Raw genomic sequence first — 19,628 nt, 5'->3', positions numbered from 1 at the left:
CACGGATGAGCCCGGTAGTAGTCGGGGGGCGGCGCGCAAAAGTTCCGGCGCGCGCTCAACTCATGGAAAAGTCATGGAAAGCCCGGCGACTCCGGACTCCCGGCGTTCAGCCTTTGACGGCGCTCACCAGGGTGTTTCGCGCCACCATCGACCCGGCTTCGGCGTCAGCCTCGGGCACCTGCCGGCCGTTTTCCCGAAGGTAGTCGGCCAGCGGGGTGCCGACCGCGTTCCAGCCCCGCTCGCCGAACCATTCGGTGGCGGGCGCGATCCGCTCGTTGTACAGCAGCTGATAGAAGGGCCGCTCCGCGCCGGCGGCCATCGCGGCCCGCTCCTCCTCGCGTTTCGCCTCGAAGTCGTCCTGGTCGAGCGGGGCGCCGTCCTCGACGGCAACGTGGCTGCCCGGGGCGGCCAGGCCGTCGATGCCGGTGAACAGCTGCTCCTGCGCGGCGGCGGGCAGGTAGATGAGCAGGCCTTCGGCTATCCAGGCCGACGGCTTGGTGGCGTCAAAGCCGCTGTCGCGCAGCGCCTGCGGCCAGTCGTCCCGCAGGTCCACCGCGATCTCCCGGCGCTGGGTCTTCGGTTCGGCGCCGTGTTCGGCGAGCACCTGACGCTTGAAATCGAGGACCTGCGGCTGGTCCAGTTCGAAGATGGTGGTCCCGGACGGCCAGTCCAGGCGGTAGGCGCGGGAGTCCAGCCCCGCCGCCAGGATGACCACCTGGCGAACACCCGCGTCCGCGGCCCGGCGGAAGTAGGCGTCGAAGTATTTGGTGCGGGCACCCTGGAAGTTGACGAAGTGCTCGCCCCAGTCCGGGGTCTTCAGTTGGTGGTCGGGCAGCTTGCCGTCCAGGACGTCGGCCGCCCACCCGCCCACAGCCCGGCAGAACACCTCCGCGTATGGGTCCACGACCAGGGGGTCTGGTTTCTGCGCCTCCAGCGCTCGGGCGGTCGCCACGAATAACGCCGTCGAACCGACACTTGTTGTGATGTCCCAGGTATCGCCTTCGCTACGCACAAAGTCGACATTACCGGCGGCCGGCGACGGGCGACGTGCCGCTTCAGCGGATTTGGTTGCTGAGCTTGGTGACCAGCGCGGTGTTGAGATAGCTGGTGGCCGCGGGGCCGCCGGCGTTCAGCGCGGCGATGGTGGCGGGGTCGTCCACGATGACGAGGGTGCCGCCGAAACTGCCGTACTTTGCGGGCAGGCCGGCATAGCCACCGCCGCCGGCAGCGGGGTCGGTGCGCAGCAAGAGCATGACGTCGCTGCGTTGAGCGGCATAGTCGACGTCGTTGATGTCGAACGGGACTTGCGGGGGGCCACCCGGGCTGCGCTTGTAGTGCGTGTTGTAGGTGAAGCCGATGCCTTCCAGGTAGCCGCTCGGCGGCGACGGGGTCGCGGCGGCGGTCGTGCCGGTGCCGGTGCCGGTGCCGGTGCCGGTGCCGGTGTAATTGACCACGACGATGGATTTGCCGGAAAAGGCTCCATGCTCGGAACGGATCGTGTTCTGCTCGGATTGCGCCTTGTCGATTAGGTCTTTGGCGGCCTCGGTGCGACCGAGGGCGGTGGCGATCCAATTCAGTTGCGTCTGCCAGGTCCAGTCTCGGGGGTTGTCGGCGGGTTGGGTGAGGGTGGGTGCGATGGCCGCCAAGGAGTTATAGGTGGGCTGGTCGATATCGCCGGTGTCGATGATGAGGTCGGGTTTCGCGGCGGTGATGGCGCCGGTGTCGGCCGCGGCGAACACCGGTGGGGATGAATGGATTAACGGCTGTAACCAGCTCGGCACTGTCGCGTTGGCGGCGTTCATCAGGACGGGTTGGGCGCCCAGCGAGAGGACCGCGTCGGGATCGCCGGGGCCCAGTGCGGCGATAGCCACCGGCCGGTGCTGCAGTTTGATGGTGCCGAACTTCGTGTTGAGGGTTTGTGGTTGGTAAGGACCCGGGCTCCCGCTGGTGCGGCCGAACAGGTGAATTCCCAACACAATTGCCGCGACCAGCACCGCAACGAGGGCTGTCGCGGTCACGATGAGGCGAGCGCGTTTGCGGCGCTCAGCTTTCCATACGGAACCGGGTGCCCCGGCCTGGGGTGGCGAGGGGGGAGCGCTTGCGAAGTGCTGGCGCGCAGCATGGTTCGGGTCCCACACCGGGCCGAAGGCCGCCGGGGTGGGCGGCAAGGTCGGTGGATAGGTAACGGTGGGATTGCTCGGGTTGCTTGCCGGTAGCCCGCTGGGGCCGGTGGGCGGCGCCGGCGCGGGACCGTTGGTCAGCGCGGCGGCGGTGGCGGCGGCCAGCGCGCCCGCGGTCTGGAAGCGCTGGTCGGGATCTTTGGCCAGGGCGCGGGCGATCACGTTGTCGATCGCGGGCGCCAGGGTGGGATTGATGTCGGTGGGGCGCGGGACGGGCCGCATCAGGTGTCCGGCCAACATCGCCGACAAGGAGTTGTCCTCGTAGGGCGTGCGGCTGGTCAGCAGCCGAAATAGAGCGCAACCCAACGAGTAGATGTCACTGCGGTGGTCGGCCGGGCGGCCCTCGATGGTCTCCGGGGCGGCGTAGGCAGCGGTGCCGACCATGGAGCCCGTCGCGGTCAAGCTTGTGGCGTCATCGAGGGCGCGGGCAATGCCGAAGTCGGCCAACAACACCCGTTCGTGGTCGGTGCCTGGCGCGAAGACCAAGAAGTTGCCCGGCTTGATGTCCCGGTGCAACACCCGCCGCGAGTGGGCGTAGTCGAGCGCGGCGGCGACGTCGGTGATGATGCGCACGATGCGGGCCGGAGTGAGATTCGCGCGGTCCAAATCGTTGGCGGCGGTGCCTTCGACGTACTCCATGGCGATCCACAGCTGGCCGTCATCGGTTTCGCCGCGGTTGTACACCCGCACGATGTTGGGGTGGTTCAGCGTGGCGGCCAGGTCAGCTTCGCGGGTGAACCGGACTCTGAATTGGCGGTCCACCGACAGCTCGGCGGACAGGATCTTCAGCGCGTCATTGCGGGGCAGCGTGGGGTGACGGGCCAGATACACCGTACCCATGCCGCCGGAGCCCAGCACGCCTTCGATGCGGTATCCGGCGATGATGGTTCCGACAGCAAGAGGCATTAGGGGCTCATTTCCCGGTCAGCATGCGATATTGGGCGGCCATCATCTGATGCAGCGCGTTCTCTTGCTCGCTTTGCATCTCGTAGGCGTAGCGATCCGCGCGGGCCACGCACCAGTAGCCCAACGTTTCGTTGAAGCACTTCGCCTTGGGCATGCCGCTGATTCCGCCCACCTGATGGGGCCCGGTCATATCGGCGACGATGCGCGACGCCGCCCCGGCGTCGGGGGTTTGATAGACCCTGGTTTCCAGGACGTACGCGACCTGCTGCACATTGGCGGATTTGAACAAGGCCTGCAGGTGAACCGGGTCGCCGGTCTCCAGGAGCAGCGCTCCGTGCGCGTCATAGATGCCGTCGTTGATCGACTCGTTTTCTTGTCGGGGCGCCACGGTGCGTGACATCAGGCCGTCGGGATCCAACGGCAGGTGGGCTATCTGATCCGGCGGGGTGGGCCTGAAGCTGTCGATAGAGGGCTGCTGCAAATCCAGTGCGGTGGCGATCAATTGAGCCGCGGCATCAGCCCTGTCGGCCGACGTCGCCGTTTGTGCCAGCACATACTGGCCGTGGGCGGTCAGGGCGGTCACCGAAAACCGTGGACCGCCGGGTTCTGGGTATTGCGCGGTCCACTGGTAGGTCAGCGCGGCCGTCGCCGGATGACGTGGGATCGAAAACGGTTGCGTGGGAATCGGTTTAGCCTCGAAGGGCATGGTCAAGGCGGCGCCTTTGGCGACCATGTCGGCGACCGCGGCCGTCGCATCGGCCGGGCTGCCCAGTTCCAGCACGATGTTGAGCAGCCCTTTGTAGGCGCCTTTTTCGGTGTGGCGGGAGCCGGAAAATCCAGCCATCAGGTTGTGGCCGTTGAGCCCCTCGCCCATCGGGCTGCCCAGCAGGGCGCTGACCGCGTCGGTATCTTTGACCACGCCGGAATCGATTTGCGCATAGTCGATCAGGTCGGCATCAACCTCCCAGGGGCCCACCACGGCGCCGGCCAGGCGGCGCCCCTCGGCCCACCCGCCGCGCAGCGCGTCGCCGGCGACGCCCAGCGGTGGGCGCGGGGTGGTGGGAAAGTTCCCGGCATCAAGCAGGGCGAGGTCGACGCCGTCGGAACTGTCCGCCCCGGGGGCTTTGACAGCGGTCCCCGGGATGGTCGTACTGCAAGCCAACGTCACCGCCGCGACCGCGGCGGCGAGGGCCCACAGGCGGACGCGGCGCGTCATGGCGCTGTCAACATCAGATATTCGGCGGCGATGATCTGGTGGGCCTCGACCTCTTGAGCGGCAGTGGCTTTGAACGCGTAGCGGTCGGCGGTGGCGATGCACAAAAAGCGCACGGCGCCCAGCTCCGTGCTGTCGAGGCCGCGGTCAAAGCAACGCGCCGATGGCAGCCCATTGATGCCGGGGGCGGAGTGGTAGCCCAGGAAGGGCACGTCCATCCGGGCGAGCCCGTCGGCCGCCCGCTGGGCGCCGGTGGGATCGACTGCCTCGTAGACGGTGGTGCGGGCGGCGGCGACGTGGCCGATGCCCGCGTCGCTGTACATCGCTTGCGTCGCCACGGGATCAGAGCGGAAATGCAGCGCGCCGTGCGGTGCATAGACCGCGGCCTGGTTGACGCCGGGGTCGGTGGCCGGCACGGTGCGGGCCAGCAGTCCAGTTGGGTCGGCGGGCAGGGCGGCCAGCTGGTCTACCGGTGTGGCTTGGAAGTGGTCGGCCAGCGGGCCTTGCAGGTCCAGGGTCTTGGCAACCATGTCCGCGACCGCGCCGGCGCTCTCTTTGGAGCCGGCGAACTGGAAGAACACGTACGTGCCGTGAGCGGTGAACGCTTCGGCTTCAAACCCTCCGGACAGGGGCGCCACGTTGGCAACTGTGTTGGGGTAGCGCGGGATTGACAGCCGGGTGGCCGGGATGTTGCCCGGCCGGACGGTGGCCATGTCCGCAGCGGCCATGGCCGCGGCGGCGTCGGTGGCGTCCTGCGGGCTGGGGAAGCGGAACACCCCGTTGTCCAGGATCTTGGGTTTGTCAGTGGGCGGTTGGCCGCGTGGAGGCGGTGGCGTGACGCGCCCGCTGACGAAGCCGGCCACGAAGCGATGCGCGGCAGCGATCGCGGCGATCGAATCACCACGCACCAGGGCCGAGAGCCGCCCCGGCTCGGGAAGCGCGGTGGTGGGCGCGATTTCGGCGCTCAGTGGACTGATCAGCGTCCCGTCCACCTGCCAGGGGCCCGCCACCATGTCTGCCATCCGCTGGGCTTCGACGCGGCGACCGGCTGCGTCGTCGGCGACGGTGCCCAGCGGTGGCCGCGGTCGACGGGGGTAGTTACCGGGGTCGAGCAGCGCCACGTTGGCCGCCGCGGGCGCCGGGCCGCCGGACTTGACGGCGCTGCCGGTGACCACCGTCGAGCAGCCGGTGCCCAGGGCGATCACCGCGGCCGCCGTGGCGATCAGCAACCGGGCAGACGATGCCACGCGTGGCCGCGCACCAATTCGGTTATCCACCTCGCGGATTCGGTGCCATTCGGCTCCGGCAGCGTCCAACTGGGCCGTCCCGTCCGGATAGTCGATCGCGGCGTCGGCGGGATCCACTTGCCGGGCACCCGGCGGGCTCACCAACGCGGCCACCAGCTCACGGGCCGATCCGTCGGGAGCGGTCGCGCGGCGCGTGCCCATCCCCCATCCCCTATCCCCTCATTTCGGCGCCCGCTGCCGGCCACCTGTGGCGATCCCGACCAGACCAGCAGAATGGTAGTTGCTGCCACCAGCGCATCAGATCCGTTCACTGATTTTGCTCACCATTGCCCTGGCGACATCACTCGCGTTCTTAGCCGGAGCGGGCGCCGTGTCACGGAAGTAGGTGGCGGAGACGTCCACGATGCGACGTTGGGCGCCAAACGTATCCAGCTCATCGCCCCCTCCTTTCTCACTGTCGCGGAAATGTTCAGCGGGTGGTGACGCGCTCGGCCATCCTGGTGGCGATGGTGATCGCTTGATCGGTGCGGTTCTCACCGCAGCTGCGCACGTCGATCACGATGTTGTTGCGCGCGGTCAGGGCGCGTTGGCACTGCCACCCTCCGCCGCCTTCCTGGGTGTTGGTGATGCTGAGCATGCCGTCATGGTTGGCGGCGGTGCCCGCTGTCCAAATGCTGCTTGGGTGGCCCCGTTCCGTGAGGTGCAAGGTGGCGCCGTTGCATTTGGGCCAGGCCTGGGCTTGTTTGGCCGCGAAGTCGTTGGCCGCCTTGGCCGTGGCGAAGTAGATCGCGGCGCTGTGATTGCGGTGCCGAGCGCCGTCGCGGTCCTGCAGGGACTGCGTTCGCACCCCGATCCAGCCGCTATTGTCGAGCTCTGAATCCAGCGCGGGGGTGTGGACCTCGCTGCACTCGGGGCGGTCGGTGCTCACCCCGCTGTAGGCGTAGTCGTCCTTGCCGTTGTCGCCCGGTGGAGGCCCGATGTCGGTTGTGCCCTCGATGGTGTTGATGGTCGCCACATCCAACATCAGCCCGGGCAGCGCCGACAACGGCACCGCTGGCGCCTGCGGCGCTGGACCCGGGTCGACCGGCGCCGCGGATGGGGCCGGCGCGGGCATCACCGTCGAACTGTCATCGGGGCTGCTGGCGACGTTGATCATCAGGCCGGCACCCACCACGGCGACCACGACCGCGGCCCCGATGGCGATCCGGGCCCAGGTGGGCTGGCGCCGACGGCGCTCCGGGGCGAGCGAGGGTCGGTAGCCGGGGCGCGGCCCCCAGGTGGGCACCCCGGGCGGCGCGGGGGGCGCGCCGGGCGGGCCCGCGTACGCGAACGGCCGGCGGGGCAAGACGGTAGTGACCTCCTCTCGGGGCCCGGGTGCGACTGGCGCCGTCCGGGCAGGTCCGTAGGCGCCGCGCGATACCGGCGGGGCGCTTCCCGGCGCAGGGTGCGTGGTATTGGCCGTAGGCGGGTGCGGGTGGTGGGGCATCGAGTGTCCTTCGGGATGAGGAACTGCTGGGGTAGCGGGATCGGAACGGCGTGGCCGGGCCGTGAGGACCGGCCCGCCGTGGTGATGGGGACCGCCCGACGCGGCAAGGTCGCGCTGCATGCTTCAAATTGAAACATAGCGCTCGGCGCTGCGCAACGTTTCTAACCGTTGCACCGCTGCGTTTTTATTGCTAGCGTCTGCGTCATACCCGGACGAGCTGGCAGGAGGACCCCGACATGAGCGCTGTTTCGCTGCGACACCAAGCTGGACCGAAAAGCGGCGCCCCCGATCAGGACACCCCCGGACGCCGACCCCGCTTCGTTCCCGTGGTGCGCTGGGTAATCCTCGCCGCGGTCGCCTTGACTCTGTTGCTGAGCGGATGCACCGCCACCAGCACCGGGCACTCCGCGGCCGCCCCGGACCTGGGCCGCTGGCAACCGCCCGCGATCCTGCCCCAGCACCTCGCCGATCTGCTGCTGAAGGAAGACGACGTCAATACGATCGCCCACACCACCGGCATGGCCGTACGTAAGCCGGTGACGCGGATGTGGCACGACGAGGAGCTGGTCACCAACCCCGGCTGCGTGGACACCTACTCACCCGCCGAAGCCACCGCCTACCAAGGCACCAACTGGACGGCGCTGCAAGGGCAGATACTCGATGACGCCACACCTGCTGCACGCGAGCATGCGCTGATGCAGGTCCTGGTCGGCTTCCGTGACGCCGATTCGGCCCAGCAGTTCTTCAGCAAGTCCAAGGCACGCTGGTCCGGCTGCGCCAACCGCTCCATCACCATCACCCCGCCCGGTCACACCCCCACCACCTGGGACCTCGGCGAGCTGCAGGCCACCGACACCTCCTTGGCCATCCTTCAAACCCAGCCCAGTGGCCGCGGCCCGATCTGCCAACGCGCCATCGGCCTGGTCAACAACGTCGTCATCGACACCCTGTGGTGCGGGTTCGACACCACCAGCCAAGCAAGCGACATCGTCTCCAAAACCACCGCCACGATCTCACAGGCCTGATCGACCCGTCGCAACTTCCATATCTCAAACCGTCACGAACAACCCTCTGCCCCAACATATTACGGAGTAACAATGCCTCAGCCACACCCCCACTACCGACAGCCCTACGGGTACCCCCAGGCCTATCCCCCGGTGGCGCGGCCAGTCCACGCACCCGCGCACCGGGTGGCGCAGGCCGGCTACCCACCCCCGCCCCCTACGGGCAACCAACCGCTCTTCCAGGTACGGATCAGAAAACACACCGGCGCGATCATCCTGATGTTCAACCAGACCTACACCGTCACAGGAACTTTCGCCCAATGCGAAGCTGCACTGCACGACGCTCTATTGCACAATCTGCTCGCCGGTTGGTGGAGCATGGCTTCCATCTTGGGCTGGAACTGGTTTGCCTTACTCGAAAACCACAATGCGCGAAAGAATCTGCGACGCCAGGCCGCCCAGGCCTACGCCGCCGCACACCCGGCTCCCTGGACGCAGTCGGCGGCGTCGCCCCGCGCGACACACGGATGATCCGCGCTGCAGCGCGTCAACCGATCGACAGCTGCGCGATGAGGTTTTCAATGGCCCGGGCGGCCTCGGGGGCGATGGCGCGCTCCGCTTCGGCATCTTCGAGGACGGACGCCGGCAGTCCCGCGCCGTTGGCCGCTTCCTCGAGGCTCAGTTCCGCCCGGTGACGGGCGCCGTAGAGCCGCTGGCCCAGGGTGGCCGCCGGCGAGCGTGCCGCGCGCATCATCAAGTCGTTATAGCTGCGCCGCACACTGCTCAACGCCAGGATGACTGACGGACTGCCTTTGGCGTTGCGCGCAGCGCTCGATGCCAGCCTCTCGAGCTTGCGCAGATCGGCCAGGATATTGGTGGCCCTGGGAGTGAAATCGGGATCGGCCGGCTCGGGCAATCCAGAGACGGCGGTGGTGAGGGTGTGCATGGCCAGTTCCACCGTCTCGGCCATCAGCGGCGCCTGAATCGAGTCGGCCAATACCTCGGTGGCCTCGTCGCGGCGAGCCCCCGTGGGCACCCCGGGTTGGCCGGCGCCACCGGTGGGCGCCGGAACCGCCCCGCGCCGGATGCGCGTGATGTGGCCCGTCGGCCATTCCAGCACCTTCTCCAGCCTCTCCAGCGTCGAGCGACGCGGCCAGCTGCGGCCCTTCTCGAAGTTGATGAGGGCGCCCGCGTTGATGATTCCGTCGCGGTCGAGGCTGCGCTGGGAGATCCCCAGCTGCTGGCGGCGTTCAGCGACCGCGCTGCCGGCGCGTATGACGCCGGGGTCGCTTTGGCCGTCCCACCACTGTTCGTCCCCGGCTTCGAACGGACGCACCACCTGGGTCGACTCCTCGAGCGTCACTTCCGACGGGCGCTGCGGGATCAGGGTCACGGCCGCCCCGTCAGGCGCCCCCAGACAGATGGTGGTGACGCCGGTGATCGATACCGAGTTGCGGCGAATCCCGTCGACGAACATCCCGTTGCCACTGGTGTCGAAGGCGTGCCAGCCGTCGCGGTGCGGTTCGAGCCGGACGTGCCACCGCGAGACCCTCTCGTCGTCCACCTGAACCGCGGCCCCGGCGTCTCTACCGATGACGGCGACGCCGGCCGCGGGGTGCAGCGTGTGCGTCGCATGCCCGATTCGTACGGTCAGCGCGGTCGTCGGTTGGCCGGACGTCAATTGTCGCTCCTCGCTCCGGTGGGCTCACTGCTGCTGCGGTACGACCCAATGCATTGCTGATGATGCTACATCTGCTTTGCGTGCAGTCCCTTGGAAGAAATGCCGCGGTCCATCTAGGTGGTGCGGCTTCTCGCAGCGCCACGGCTGTGCGACGGCGCAATTTTGCCCAGCTCAAGAGGCATTCCGGTCGAGCCCCCACGCCCTCGGACGACCAACCCATTGCGCCGCCGGCTCGTCTCACGCCGCCCACAGCCGTGGGGCGTCGCTCCCAGGCGCACCGTTTATAACCGTTGCGCTCCGCTACCGCTTCGGTTACAGTTCAAGCAGAAGTCGGCCTACGCCGCATAAGCCATAGGAGAGAGGTATCCGATGCAGCCACAGCCGCCCCCGGCGCCACGGCAATACCCCCAGCGCCAAGGCATGTCACCGGTCCCGCCCGGCTTCTACGATCCGCCCACCGAGCCTCTGCCCCGCCCGCACCCGTTCCCGACAGGGACCCAGCACGGGCCATTTCCCTACCCGCATCACCAACGACCCGCTGGTGGGGGCTTCTGGGCGCCGGCGGCCCCCGCTCCACGCGGCAGACGTCGGCCGCTTTACCTGGGCGCAGCGATCATGGTGGGCGCCGTGGCCGCGCTCATCGCGGGATTCTGGGCGCCGGGCTTCTTCGTCACCAACCAGCTCGACGTCACCGCCGTGCAGGCCGGCGTCGCGCACGTGTTGTCCGACCCCGCGGGTTACGGGGCCAAGAACGTCAGCGACGTAATCTGCAACGACGGACAAAACCCCACCGTTACCAAGGGTGGCACCTTCACCTGCCAGGCAACCATCGACCACCTCAACCACCAGTTCCTGGTCACCTTCACCGACGACACGGGCAGCTATGAAGTCAGTGCCCCGAAGGGAACGAAGGTCTGAGACGCGCCTCGAAGGCCGAACGTCGGGTACCACCCAACCGGTTCGCAGCCAGTAGGGCGTTCGGCGCTACCGCGTGTCGCCGCCGGCGTCGGCTTCCCAGGTGCCCGGGATCATGGGAACCCTTGGGCCGCCGCCGAACTCGTCACCGGCAAGCGTGGCCAAACCCGCCGCATCGCCGGCCGCCTCCCGGTGCGCCGTCCCGACAAACCCGAGCCTTCCGGCCCCGCGGTCCGAGGCGAACGAGGGCATCTCGTCCCCCGGCGTTCCCCAATCCGGATCGACGTCGACGTTCATGTCCGCGAACTCGTCCCCGTGGTCGCGCCGGACCGCCCGCCTACGCCGGCGCGCCCTGGTCTGTCCCCGCGCCGCCCCGGCCGCGGCGGCGGCGGCGCTATCGGGTTCCGGCGCTTTCCTTTTGGCGCTCGAGCTGGCCCCGGCACCCATCCCCGCGCCGGACCCGATGCCCGGCGGAGCGACAACATAAGGCGGCGCGAAACCCGCGGCATGCGGGGGTGGCGGGGTGGGCGGCGCGGGGCTGGTAACGGTGGTCGCCGTCGGAGCGGGCGCGGTCGCCGGCGCCGAGGCGGGAGCCGCGGCCGGCGCGACGGTGGGCGCCGCCGTCGCGACGGCCGGCATCGGGCTCGGTGGTGTGGCGGGCGCCGGCACGGGCGCCGGCACGACCGCGGGCTGCGGCGGCATCCCGGCCAGGCCGGCCAACCCCGCGAAGCCGCCCACGGCGCCGAACGGGGCGGCCGCCAGGAGCACCGCGGGGGCCAGCAATTCCGGCTGGCTGGTGAAGATCTCGAGGATGTGCGTCGGCCAGTCGAACAGCATGAGTTGAACGATGTACTGGAACGCCAGCGCAGGGTTGTGCACCAGGTAATAGCCGAACTGCTGGAAATCCTCGAGCAGTTCCAGGGCTCGAACCACCCAGAAGATCGGTTCTCCCGCATTGGTGTACGCGTCGTAGGGCAACCCGTTGACGGTGCCCTCGGCCGGATCCCAGTTGATGCCGAGGTTCCTCAGGATGTTCGCGATGAACTCGTCGAGCGGGTTGTCGATCGTGGGGTCGTGGACATCGCCACCCGAGTCGTGGTTCGGGGCAACGGATTTCACTATCAGCGGCGCGGGATCGGTCTGCGGCGTCGACGCCACCGCCGCGGTGGAGACCGCTTGGTAGGTGGTCATGGTGCCGGCCGCCTGCACCCACATCCGCGCGTAATCCGCCTCGTTGAGCGCGATCGGAACCGTGTTGATGCCAAAGAAGTTCGTCGCCACCAACGCCCCGTGCACGGCATGGTTGGCGGCGAGTTCGGGCAGCGTCGGCATGGCCGCCAGCGCCGCGGTGTAGGCGACGGCGGCGGTTTCGTGTTGAGCGGCCGCCGTAGCGCTCTGCGCGCTGGCCTGCGTCAGCCACGCGAGGTATGGCGCATGGGCGGCCACATACGACTCCGCGCTCGGCCCCTCCCACGAGCCCGCCTGCGCAGCGGCCAAGACGCCGCTGAGTTGCGCTGCGGCCGAGGCGTATTCGGTGCTCAGTTCGGACCACGCCCCCGCCGCCGCGAGCAGCGACGCCGGACCGGGGCCGCTACTGAGCAACGCGGAGTGCACCTCCGGTGGCGAGGCCATCCAGATCGGCGCCGTCATGGGTCTCCTCGGGCTGGAAGGGTTGCCAGGCAGAGGAGAGCTTAATGAAAATGATTTCCGTTATCAACTCAGCGGAATGTGCCGCCTGCTAGACCAACGGGCGCCCGGTCCTGATCCGGCGGTCCACGTCGGCCAGCAGGATGTTGAAGGGGAATCGCCGTACGAAGCGCGGCAAGCACCGGTTCACCACGGCCAACGTCGCGATGAGCCGGTCGAAGCGGCGTTGCCTGGTGGCGTCCCAGGGCAGCCGCATCTCGTCGCGGAACCGCTGCGGCAGAAAGCCCGTGGTGATCAACAACGGAAGCCTGTCGGCGAGGCGCTGCAGTGGTCCGGGCAGGGCAAGTCCCGGAACACGGGACGCGGCGATCGGATACAGATACTCACGGACGGCGTCGTCGATGCGGACCTTGGCCAGCGACTCCTGCCAGTACCGGTCGAACGCCGCCCGGTCCGGCGGCCACATCTCGGGCGGCACCTGCAGGGTGGTGGCCAGCGCCATGCCTTCGCGGTAGTGCCGGTCGGCCTCCTCCCCGTCCAGCTCGCCGATGAACATGCGGTAGATGTCGACGCCGCCCTTGTACAGGCAGGCCCCCACCCACAGCTGCAGGTCGGGGTCGAAGGCGTTGTACTGCACCGGGCTTTCGGGGGTGGAGTAGACCTGCGCGTGAGCCCGGTTCACCGCGCGGCGGAAGGCCTCCTTCTGGGCCTCGCTGCCGTTGGTCGCCACCGCCAGGTAGGTGAACGTGGTGCGGGCACGCTTTATCGGATGCAGGTCGACGCGGCCACTTTCGACGCGGCTCTCCATGACGCCGTAGCCGACGCCGGGACGCGCCAACTGCATGATCACGTTCGCCGGGCCGGCCAAGAGCGCGACGCCCATCAACCCCTCGTCGATCCCGAGCGGCCGCCGGCGGCGACGCCGCCGTGCGGGCAATGGCCGCGGCTCGTCGGAGACGCCGCGCTCGACATGTCGAGCCGGTTGGTGAACAACCTCGTGTATTGCCATGGTCAGAACCTCCCGCGGCGGAGCACGTTAATGTGCGAACGCCTGTTTCCTGATATTGTCGCGGCGTTGCGTTGGTGTCAAGATGGTTCGCATGAACACCTCGAGCGCGCGGCCGTATCGCGGCGTCGAGGCCACGCAGCGGCTGGCGACGCGCCGCAACCGGCTCCTGTCCGCGGGTCTGGAGCTACTCGGCGCGGAGCAACAGAGCATCTCCGCGGTCACCGTCCGCGGCGTCTGCCGCCAGGCCGGCCTGGCGGCGCGGTACTTCTACGAAAGTTTCGCCGACAAGGACGAATTCGTCGCCTCCGTGTTCGACTGGGTGATCGCCCAACTGGCCGCGACCACACAGGCCGCGGTGGCGGCGGTGCCTCCGCCCGAGCAGACCCGCGCGGGCATGACCAACATCGTGCGCACCATCGCCGACGACGCCCGCATCGGTCGCCTGCTGTTCAGCACACAGCTGGCCGATCCCGTGATCGTGCGCAAGCGCGCCGAATCCAGCGCAATGTTCGCGATGCTGTCCGGCCAGCACGCTGGAGACGCGCTGCGCGTTCCCGCAAACGACCGCATCAAGGCCGCGGCGCACTTCGTGGTCGGTGGCGTCGGGCAAACCATCAGCGCCTGGCTCGCCGGCGACGTCCGACTCGAGCCGGACGAGCTCGTCGATCACCTGGCGGCACTGCTCGACGAGCTCGCCGAGCCCAACCTGTACCGACTCACGGAGCCGGCGGCGGAGCCGCGGGCGGAATCATGACGCGTGGTCTCACACCGGGCAGGCGGTGTGCCACCCAGTCGTGGCGGTGAGTGAGAAGTCGCTCACCGCCTTCGAAACGTATTGCCGTAGCTCGGCGTCCGAGTTGGGGCGGCCCGGCTCGTAGGCAAGGAACGAGACGAAGACCCGTCCGTGCACCCTGCCCGACAGCAACGCCAACACTCCGTTGGTGCGGTGCATGGTCGCGGCGGTCACGCCCGGGTACAGCGACTTCATGGCGAAGTAGTCGGCGTCCGTTCCGTCCGGCCGGTTGGCGGCCGGGTCGACCGCACCGAGGTTGGACGACACGACAGCAGTTCCACCGCCGGTGGCCACGCTGATCAGTCGCCGGAAGACACGTTTCGGGATCAGGGGAACCAGCGGCAGCAATGCCCACCGTTCGTCGGGTACATCCTGATGGCGCGCTAGCGCTTGCTTGATCCCCGCGCGGATCTCACGCAGGTCCGTCGTTGCGGGCGCGGGGTCGACCGTGATGTCGACGTTGCTGACCGCGTTGGCGCGGGTATCGCCCGGGGCGCGCTCGTTGACCGGCATCCCGACGGCGACCGTGCCGTCGGCGGCGACGCGCCCCACGCGAAGGGCGACGTGAGCCGCCAGGCCGACGAGCAGCGCGCTGCCGGTGCCCCCGAGGGCGTTCGCGCGGGCGTCCCATTCGCCGGCGTCGACGAAGACGGTTGTCGCCGGAAGAGCCACGGGTTCATCGGGTCCGGTGAATGGCCGCTTCTCGGGTGGCGGGGCGGTATCGCCCCGGCCGCGCCGGGCCATTCGTGCCGCCGCCACGACGGCGCGGCCCATACCCGGTGCGTCGCGGACGGTTTGACGTGCGTCTTCACGCAGCGCCGCCCGGCGGCGCCGCGACACCGCGGCCGGCCAGCCGATCGGGTCGTCACGACCTGAAGCCGCGTCCGCCAACGCCTCGCACAGCCCGAGGCCGTCGGTGAGGCAATGGGTGACCACCAAGCTCACCGCCGCGCCGCCATCGGTGAGCGGCAGCGCGGCTAGGTGCCATCCGGGGCCGTGCTCGGCATCGGGCCGTGCGTTCGCTTGTTCGCCACACCAGGCGTCGATCTCATCGCGTGGCCGGGGCGTCGCGACGATCTCCAGTTGCGACTCAGCGGTGGACGCCACCCAGCGATGCCGGCCGAACGGCAAGGGGGACCGCTCGATGCGGCGGCACAACCGCCCCCGCCCAAGATGGGCATGAAACTCTTGCAGACCGTCGATGTCGACGGCGCGATCGTAGACCCAAATACATTGCACCACACTGGTGGTGGCTGTGGCCCGCTCGCCGAGGAAGAGGGTCTGGTCGGCCAGATCCAGCACGTTGCTCATTCCTAGGCCGCCTCGTCGTCGTCTTCCTCTGGCACAGGAGGGTCCGCCGCATCCGGGTTACCCCGGCCTGCAACAACATCGGGCTCGCGCGAGGCGCTGGCGGCGACGCGTGCGAATACGTCGATCAATGTCGCGATGTAGCGGTCCACCGATTCGCGCGCCACCGCGTTGTCCGGAAACGAGATCGTCACTGTGGTACTTGCCGCCTGCCGGTTGATCCACATATTGATGCCGCCGGCGGACAGGTTGTCGCCATAAGTACCGAAATTCGTCTCCGTCCAGAGCCCTGCGAGCGGTATCTTCCGAAAATCCAGGAATGACAACATCATCGGCAGCCGCGTTGGAGGCTTGATCTCCAGTCCGTCTGCTGTCGCCGCCAACTCCAAGACCCGCTCGATTGGCACATCGGCGAGTTCCTTGGCCGCGTCGAACGACTTCTGCGCCGCCCGGGCCGCCTCGGGGAACGTGGTCCCGGCGGTAGGCACCGCGACCGGAACCAGGCTGGCAAACCAACCCACCGTCATCGTGTCGATGCCCGCCGTCCGGGTGTCCCTGGCCGTGAACCCATGGTAAGTCGCACTGCCCGTCAATTCGTGCTCGGCCAATGCGGTGCAGGCCAGCACTCCCCCGATGAACCGCGCCCCGGCCGCACCGCACATGGCGTCAAAAGACTCCGTGCCGGCGGCGTCCAGCAGCTGCACGGTCAACAAGTCGCCTTTGCTGTTGGCCCACGTATCACCCAGGGGCAGAGGGAAACTCGGCCAGTCGCCATCGGTGTCGTGGGCGAATGCGATCCATTCCTTGATCGCGGGAGACGCCATGGTCAAGCTCGCCGTCTTCGCACGCTGTCGCGCGGTGTAGTCCCGGTAACTGCCGACCTCGGGCAGGGCCGCGGACTGGTGCCCCTGCGCCAGCTCCTGATACGCCAGGTGGATGTCGACGAAGATCACCCCGGCCGACAGGCCATCGATGTGGAGATGGTCGACGCTCGCGTAGAACGTGAAATAGTCTGCGTGCTGGATGATCCCGAATGTGAAGCAGCCCCATTCGAGTGTTCCCGGGGTCGTCGTCAGGACGTGTGTACGCACTTGGTCGGCGGCCATTCGTCCGAATTCCACCGGAGCGAGCTCGACGGCATCGGGGTTGTCGATCACGCGACGCACGATGACGCCGTTCTCGAATTCGAACCAACTGTGGTAGGTATCGTGGCGGCGGACATGCGTGTTGATCGCCGCCGTCATCGCCGGAATGTCACACGCGCCGGGAATGTCCCACGCCACGATCATCAGCCGGGGCAGCTCCCTACTCAGGGTCCTACCATGGTGGGCGGCCCAAAGATGCTGGGCCTGCTGGTAACTCGGCGGACAGTCGCTTCGTTGCGCGGTTCGAGCCGCTTCACGTCCAGAGGGTGCGGCCATCCACACGGTCACCGGACCATGTGGCGGTTGCCATTCGTTGATGTTGCCGAGCGAGACCATTTTCTTAAGTCCTCGTTCTTCCGATGCCGAAGTACCTTGCACGGCCAGGGAGGCAGAAAGAGTTCTCGCGCATGGCTTTTCGCGCAGCACGAAATTCCCGTGGGCTGAAGTCTTGCGACGGGCTTCCCGATATCGGAACCCCCACTTGCGGCGTCCCTATGCACCCCCTGTGTCGCCGCTGTGGACGGTAGCGCACGAATGGGATGCAGGCAACAATTGCATGACCGTGTGATCGATCGCACTTTCGCGCGTCCTCACTCACGATGCCGTAGCCGTGTTTGCCGGAGCGGTCGTCCGCGCGACGCACAAAATATTAGGAGACGGACGCGCATTTGAGCCGTTTGCCGAACGGGCATCCGCGCCGTCGAAACTCGGGATGAGCTTTACGACCGGTTGGTGCCATTTCCGGTCGACGAACTGGCGGACGGCTGCCGACGCGGGCGTGTCACACCGGGCAGGCGGTGCGCCAGCCCATGGCGGCGGTGAGCGAGAAGTCGCTCAGCGCGGCCGAGACGTGTTGCTTTAAATCGGCTTTCGAATTCGGGCGACCTAGCTCGTAGGCAAGGAACGAGATGAAGACCCGGCCGTGCGCCCTGCCCGACAACAACGCCAGCGCCCCGTTGGTGCGGTACATGGTCGCGGTGGTCACGCCCGGGTACACAGTCCTCATGGCGAAGAGATCGGCGTCGGTGCCGTCCGAGCGGTTGACGGCCGGGTCCACCGATCCGAGGTTGGACGACACGACGGTGATCGCGCTGCCGGTGACCACGCCAATCAGTCGCCGCATGACGCGTTTGGGAATCAGGGGGACCAGCGGAAGCAACGCCCAGCGTCCGTCGGGCTCATTCTGGTGGCGGGACAGCGCCTCCTTGATCCTCGCCCGGATTTCACGCAGGTCCCCGGTCGCGGGCACCGGGTCGACCGTGATATCCACGTTGACGACCGCGTTGGCGCGGGTGTCGCCGGGAGCGCGCTCGTTGACCGGCATCCCCACGTTGACCGTCCCGTCCGCGGCGACCCGTCCCACTCGCTGGGCGAGGTGGGCCGCCAATCCCGCAAGCAGCGCGTTGCTCGTTCCGCCGAGGGTGGTTGCGCGCGCGTCCCACTCGGCGGCGTCGATGAAGACGGTTGCCATGGGCAGCGTGATGCGTTCGTCCGGTCCGGCGGGCGGAACGGGGCGCTTGGTGGCCGGCGACGGGGCGGCTGCACGGCCGGCCCGGACCATGCGTGCGCCCGCGACGAGGGCCCGGCCCACATTCGGTGTGTCCCGCGCGGTTTGGCGCGCGTCCTCGCGCAACGCCCGCCACCGCCGCCGTGACGCCGCCGCGGGCCAGGCTATGGCGTCGTCGCGGCGGCATGCTGCGTCGGCCAACGCCTCGCACAGCCCGACGCCATCGGTGAGGCAATGGGTGACCACCAGGCTCACCGCCGCGCCACCATCGGTCAACGGCAGCACGGCAAGGTCCGGTAATCTTCTTTACCTTCGCCGGGCCGAAGCACAGGTCCGACGCTTCAGACTGGCGCGCCGAGCCAAATCGCTGCCACCTCAGGGAAACAACGGCAGCTGCCACAGCCGCATCCCGGGGTCCAGCAGCCACAACCGCATCATCGTGAGCCGTATCAGCCGTTGCGCACTGAAGATCAGGAACACTGCCAGCGGCACCTCGACCAGCAGCGCGGTGATCACCGACAGCCAGACATCCTTGGGGCCGGCCGTCATCAGGTCGAACCAGGCGTCGCAAATCAGCAACACGCCGGTGGTGAACGCGGCCGGCACCAGCAGCTGGCGGCGCAGATACCCGAGCACCGCTGTCGCCAGCATGAATCCGACCAGGAGAATGTCGAAGCCCACCCACGTCACGGGCCAGTTGTGAGCAACATAGTTCTCCGGCAACGTGACCGAGAGGTACCCCAGCCAGGGAACCATTGCCATCGAGCCACCGACCATCAGACTCAACCGGATGCGCCGCACCCTGGCCAGCAGCGCCGGGTCGATCAATTCGCCCACGGGCTGCTCGAGCCGGGAAATGAGCTGCCGTCGCTCACCGGGGGTCAGCGCCGCGATCTGAGCGTCGGACAGAATGCCGTCGGTCACGGCAGTCCGGCAACCACCGGAGGTCGGCGGTCCGCCGCGGTCTTGGGCACGGCCTGAGCATCGGTGGCATCAAATTCTTTGACCCAGCATGCGAATTCGAGGGTGATGCCATCGGGGTCCTGGAAGTAGAACGACCGCACGTACACCCCCGGATGCACCGTCGCCGACACTTGCGTCGGGCTCTCGTCATGGTTGAGCACCGGGCCGACGCGCACCCCTTTGTCCTTGAGCCGCTGGCGGTAGGCGTCGAACTTTTCGGCCGGCACGTGGAATGCGAGATGGTTCATGGTGCTGACCGCGCTGGTGATGTCGCCGATACCGGGGATGGCGCCCGGCGACGAGATGCCCGGCACCCGGTCGGGGGCATCGGCGAACCAGAAGAATGCGACGCAGTCGCCGTTCCCGGCGTCGAAGAAGAAGTGCTGGCCCGCACCCCCGGGCAGGTCGAGCGACTTGATCAACGGCATGCCGAGGATGTTGGTGTAGAAGTCCACGGTCCGAGCCATATCCGAGCAGACCAGCGCGACGTGGTTGATCCCGCCGAGTTCGAATTCCGTGTTGGTGTTGTGCGGCTTGATCATCGCGCGGCTCCCCTCGGTCCCCGGCTTGAAGTCCTGGCCAAGTTGTAATTCTGAATCTAACATCGGCCTGAAGTTTCAACGA

Annotated in this window: 16 protein-coding genes and 1 pseudogene; 4 read left to right on the top strand and 13 right to left on the bottom strand. The window is 68.0% G+C overall.

Translation table 11 applies throughout. The annotated features are described in order from the left end of the window. Positions 1-106: 106 nt before the first annotated feature. From A5781_RS15470 to A5781_RS25075, 5 genes are all read right to left on the bottom strand, one after another. Positions 107-1,012, bottom strand: coding sequence for a class I SAM-dependent methyltransferase (locus A5781_RS15470; protein ID WP_067207708.1), 906 nt, complete (start codon positions 1,010-1,012; stop codon positions 107-109). A 43-nt stretch (positions 1,013-1,055) separates the two neighbouring features. Then, the gene (locus tag A5781_RS15465) at positions 1,056-3,086 is read right to left on the bottom strand and encodes a serine/threonine-protein kinase (protein WP_067207703.1); all 2,031 of its coding nucleotides are present in this window, start codon (positions 3,084-3,086) and stop codon (positions 1,056-1,058) included. Between the two features lie 7 nt (positions 3,087-3,093). Further along, complete coding sequence (locus tag A5781_RS15460) at positions 3,094-4,302, bottom strand: hypothetical protein (RefSeq protein ID WP_067207700.1); 1,209 nt, start codon at positions 4,300-4,302, stop codon at positions 3,094-3,096. Next, on the bottom strand, positions 4,299-5,747 hold the full coding sequence (locus tag A5781_RS15455) for a hypothetical protein (RefSeq protein WP_231990723.1): 1,449 nt from the start codon (positions 5,745-5,747) through the stop codon (positions 4,299-4,301). Before A5781_RS15455 ends, A5781_RS15460 begins: the two co-directional genes overlap by 4 nt. Before the next feature lie 268 nt (positions 5,748-6,015). Beyond that, positions 6,016-6,891 carry a sensor domain-containing protein gene (locus A5781_RS25075; protein WP_156624677.1) on the bottom strand — a complete coding sequence of 292 codons (876 nt, stop codon included), beginning with the start codon at positions 6,889-6,891 and terminating at the stop codon, positions 6,016-6,018. A 377-nt stretch (positions 6,892-7,268) separates the two neighbouring features. Between A5781_RS25075 and A5781_RS15445 the strand changes: the two genes are divergently transcribed. Then, complete coding sequence (locus tag A5781_RS15445) at positions 7,269-8,057, top strand: sensor domain-containing protein (RefSeq protein ID WP_082939365.1); 789 nt, start codon at positions 7,269-7,271, stop codon at positions 8,055-8,057. A gap of 72 nt (positions 8,058-8,129) precedes the next feature. Next, positions 8,130-8,567 carry a hypothetical protein gene (locus A5781_RS15440; RefSeq protein WP_197503854.1) on the top strand — a complete coding sequence of 146 codons (438 nt, stop codon included), beginning with the start codon at positions 8,130-8,132 and terminating at the stop codon, positions 8,565-8,567. Between the two features lie 16 nt (positions 8,568-8,583). Here the strand turns inward: A5781_RS15440 and A5781_RS15435 are convergent, their stop codons facing one another. Next, a complete protein-coding gene (locus tag A5781_RS15435; protein ID WP_082939364.1) occupies positions 8,584-9,717 on the bottom strand; it encodes an FHA domain-containing protein in 1,134 nt (377 codons plus the stop codon). Between the two features lie 627 nt (positions 9,718-10,344). Between A5781_RS15435 and A5781_RS15430 the strand changes: the two genes are divergently transcribed. After that, positions 10,345-10,635: a DUF4333 domain-containing protein gene (locus A5781_RS15430; protein ID WP_231990722.1), complete on the top strand. Its 291-nt coding sequence runs from the start codon at positions 10,345-10,347 to the stop codon at positions 10,633-10,635. Positions 10,636-10,701: 66 nt separating this feature from the next. Here A5781_RS15430 and A5781_RS15425 read toward each other — a convergent pair whose 3' ends face one another. Both A5781_RS15425 and A5781_RS15420 read right to left on the bottom strand, forming a co-directional pair. Next, positions 10,702-12,282, bottom strand: a complete 1,581-nt coding sequence (locus A5781_RS15425) for a PPE family protein (protein ID WP_067207687.1) — start codon at positions 12,280-12,282, stop codon at positions 10,702-10,704. Positions 12,283-12,370: 88 nt separating this feature from the next. Then, positions 12,371-13,288 (bottom strand): oxygenase MpaB family protein, encoded by a 918-nt coding sequence (locus A5781_RS15420; RefSeq protein ID WP_067207685.1) that lies wholly within the window; start codon positions 13,286-13,288, stop codon positions 12,371-12,373. 82 nt (positions 13,289-13,370) lie between these two features. On the opposite strand from A5781_RS15420, the gene A5781_RS15415 reads away from it, so the two are divergent. Then, on the top strand, positions 13,371-14,042 hold the full coding sequence (locus A5781_RS15415) for a TetR/AcrR family transcriptional regulator (protein WP_067207683.1): 672 nt from the start codon (positions 13,371-13,373) through the stop codon (positions 14,040-14,042). Between the two features lie 9 nt (positions 14,043-14,051). Here A5781_RS15415 and A5781_RS15410 read toward each other — a convergent pair whose 3' ends face one another. From A5781_RS15410 to A5781_RS15390, 5 genes and pseudogenes are all read right to left on the bottom strand, one after another. Then, positions 14,052-15,392, bottom strand: coding sequence for a hypothetical protein (locus A5781_RS15410; RefSeq protein WP_067207681.1), 1,341 nt, complete (start codon positions 15,390-15,392; stop codon positions 14,052-14,054). Positions 15,393-15,394: 2 nt separating this feature from the next. Further along, a complete protein-coding gene (locus A5781_RS15405) occupies positions 15,395-16,870 on the bottom strand; it encodes a condensation domain-containing protein (RefSeq protein ID WP_067207677.1) in 1,476 nt (491 codons plus the stop codon). 445 nt (positions 16,871-17,315) lie between these two features. Beyond that, positions 17,316-18,332 (bottom strand): annotated as a pseudogene (locus A5781_RS15400) (hypothetical protein); the annotation flags it as partial. Positions 18,333-18,416: 84 nt separating this feature from the next. Then, on the bottom strand, positions 18,417-18,965 hold the full coding sequence (locus A5781_RS15395) for a hypothetical protein (protein ID WP_067207673.1): 549 nt from the start codon (positions 18,963-18,965) through the stop codon (positions 18,417-18,419). After that, entirely contained in the window at positions 18,962-19,546 is a 585-nt protein-coding gene (locus A5781_RS15390; RefSeq protein ID WP_067207670.1) for a VOC family protein, read from the bottom strand. Before A5781_RS15390 ends, A5781_RS15395 begins: the two co-directional genes overlap by 4 nt. Positions 19,547-19,628 lie beyond the last annotated feature (82 nt).

The organism is Mycobacterium sp. 852002-30065_SCH5024008 (assembly GCF_001665645.1).
GTDB lineage: Bacteria > Actinomycetota > Actinomycetes > Mycobacteriales > Mycobacteriaceae > Mycobacterium > Mycobacterium paraffinicum.
The sequence above is the reverse complement of the archived record's forward strand: the minus strand, read 5'-3'. Positions and strand labels throughout refer to the sequence as shown.